This is a genomic window from Sphingobium anseongense (genome assembly GCF_037725245.1).
Classification (GTDB): Bacteria; Pseudomonadota; Alphaproteobacteria; order Sphingomonadales; family Sphingomonadaceae; genus Sphingobium.
Genome location: NZ_JBBJUL010000026.1, coordinates 1 through 2,229, shown reverse-complemented (window position 1 = coordinate 2,229; position 2,229 = coordinate 1). Strand labels below are relative to the sequence as shown.

At 63.0% G+C, this 2,229-nt stretch carries 2 protein-coding genes; both read left to right on the top strand.

What is annotated here, in order from left to right; translation table 11 throughout:
- Positions 1–1,373 (top strand): IS21 family transposase (istA, locus tag WG908_RS16400; RefSeq protein WP_340187580.1); only part of this gene is annotated, 1,373 nt, incomplete at its 5' end.
- Positions 1,363–2,145, top strand: coding sequence for an IS21-like element helper ATPase IstB (gene istB / locus WG908_RS16395; protein WP_340187579.1), 783 nt, complete (start codon positions 1,363–1,365; stop codon positions 2,143–2,145). The genes istA and istB, both read left to right, overlap by 11 nt.
- The last annotated feature ends 84 nt before the right edge of the window (positions 2,146–2,229 follow it).

Sequence of the window (2,229 nt, the reverse complement as noted above, 5' to 3'; positions counted from 1 at the left end):
CGAGTAAGCTGGACCCGTTCGTCGAGCGGCTGACGGTGTGGCTCAGGCGAGAGATGGGCCGATCGCGCAAGCAGAAGCGCACGGTCAAGCAGTTGCATGCCGATCTGGTAAGCCTGGGCTTTGACGGGTCCTACGGCCGTGTGGCAGCCTTTGCGCGTGCCTGGCGCGATGATTATCGCCGCCAGCAGCAGATGAGTGGCAAGGGCACGTTCGTGCCGTTGTCGTTTGCGCCAGGTGAGGCGTTCCAGTTTGACTGGAGCGAGGACTGGGCGATCATCGATGGCGTGCGCACCAAGCTGCAGGTTGCACACTTCAAGCTCAGCTACAGCCGGGCCTTCTTCGTTCGAGCCTATCTGCTCCAGACCCACGAGATGCTGTTCGACGCGCATAATCACGCGTTCCGCGTGCTGGGCGGCGTGCCACGCCGCGGCATCTATGACAACATGCGCACGGCGGTCGACAAGGTCGGGCGCGGCAAGGACCGGACCGTCAACGCCCGCTTCCTGACGATGGTCAGCCATTATCTCTATGAGGCGGAGTTCTGTAATCCAGCAGCGGGTTGGGAGAAGGGGCAGGTCGAGAAGAACGTACAGGATGCGCGGCATCGCCTGTGGCAGCCCGTTCCCCAGACCGAGACGCTCGACGCCCTGAACAGCTGGTTAGAAGAGCGCTGCAAGGCGCTGTGGCAGGATATCCCGCACGGGATCGAACCGGGTTCTGTCGCTGATGCCTGGGCCGAGGAGGTGGCAAGCCTGATGCCGATGGGCAGGCCGTTCGACGGCTTTGTCGAGTATGGCAAGCGGGTCTCACCGACCTGCCTCATCCATCTGGAGCGCAACCGCTACAGCGTGCCGGCGTCCTTTGCCAACCGTCCTGTCAGCGTGCGGCTCTATCCTGACCGCTTCCTCGTCGTCGCGGAGGGGCAGTTGCTGTGCGAACACCAGCGCATCATCGATCGCTCCCACGACAAGCCAGGGCGCACCATCTATGACTGGCGCCATTATCTGGCGGTCGTCCAGCGCAAGCCTGGCGCCCTGCGCAACGGCGCGCCGTTCCTAGAGATGCCCGATGCCTTCCAGCGGTTACAGCGCCATCTCTTGCGCGCTCCCGGGGGCGACAGGGAGATGGTCGAGATCCTTGCCCTGGTGCTGCATCATGACGAGCAGGTCGTACTGCGCGCGGTGACCATGGCGCTGGAGTCCGGTGTTCCGACCAAAACCCATATCCTCAACTCGCTGCACCGGCTGATCGACGGCAAGCCGCTGGCGACACCGCCGATCACGGCGCCCCAGGCGCTCAGACTGGTCAGCGAGCCTCTTGCCAATGTGGAACGCTATGATGCGCTGCGCGGGGAGAACCGCCATGCGTCATGATCCCGCCAGCGGCGCCATCATCGTCATGCTGCGCAGCCTCAAGATGCATGGCATGGCTCAGGCCGTCACCGATCTCATGGAACAGGGAGCGCCGGCGTTCGATGCGGCGGTCCCGATCCTGTCGCAGCTGCTGAAGGCGGAGACCGCCGAACGGGAGGTGCGATCGGTATCCTATCAGCTCAAGGCCGCGCGGTTCCCGGCCTATCGCGACCTGGCGGGCTTCGACTTTGCCAGCAGCGAGATCAACGAGGCGCTGGTCCGCCAGCTCCACCGCTGCGAGTTTATGGATGTTGCCGACAATATCGTGCTGGTCGGCGGCCCCGGCACCGGCAAGACCCACATCGCCACAGCGCTGGGCGTTCAGGCCATTGAGCATCACCGCAAACGGGTGCGGTTCTTCTCCACGGTCGAGCTGGTCAATGCGCTGGAACAGGAGAAGGCACAGGGCAAGGCGGGCCAGATCGCCGGAAGACTTGCCCACTCCGATCTCGTGATCCTCGACGAGCTTGGCTATCTGCCGTTCAGTGCCTCGGGCGGCGCCCTGCTGTTCCATCTGCTGAGCAAGCTTTACGAGCGCACCAGCGTCATCATCACCACCAACCTCAGCTTCAGTGAATGGGCCACCGTGTTCGGCGATGCCAAGATGACCACCGCGCTCCTCGATCGGCTCACCCACCACTGCCACATCCTTGAGACCGGGAACGACAGCTTCCGCTTCAAAAACAGCTCGGCTCAGCAGCCCAAAACCCGGAAGGAGAAAACCCCATCTTGACCCACCCCTGACATCCGAAACATAATCGCAAGGTGGGTCACTTCTCGATGAAAACCCCGGGTCACTTCTCAGCGGCAATCAACA

Excerpts from the sequence above, each read along its gene's own strand:
- istB (WP_340187579.1), top strand. The coding sequence starts at position 1,363 with ATGCGTCATGATCCCGCCAGCGGCGCCATCATCGTCATGCTGCGCAGC.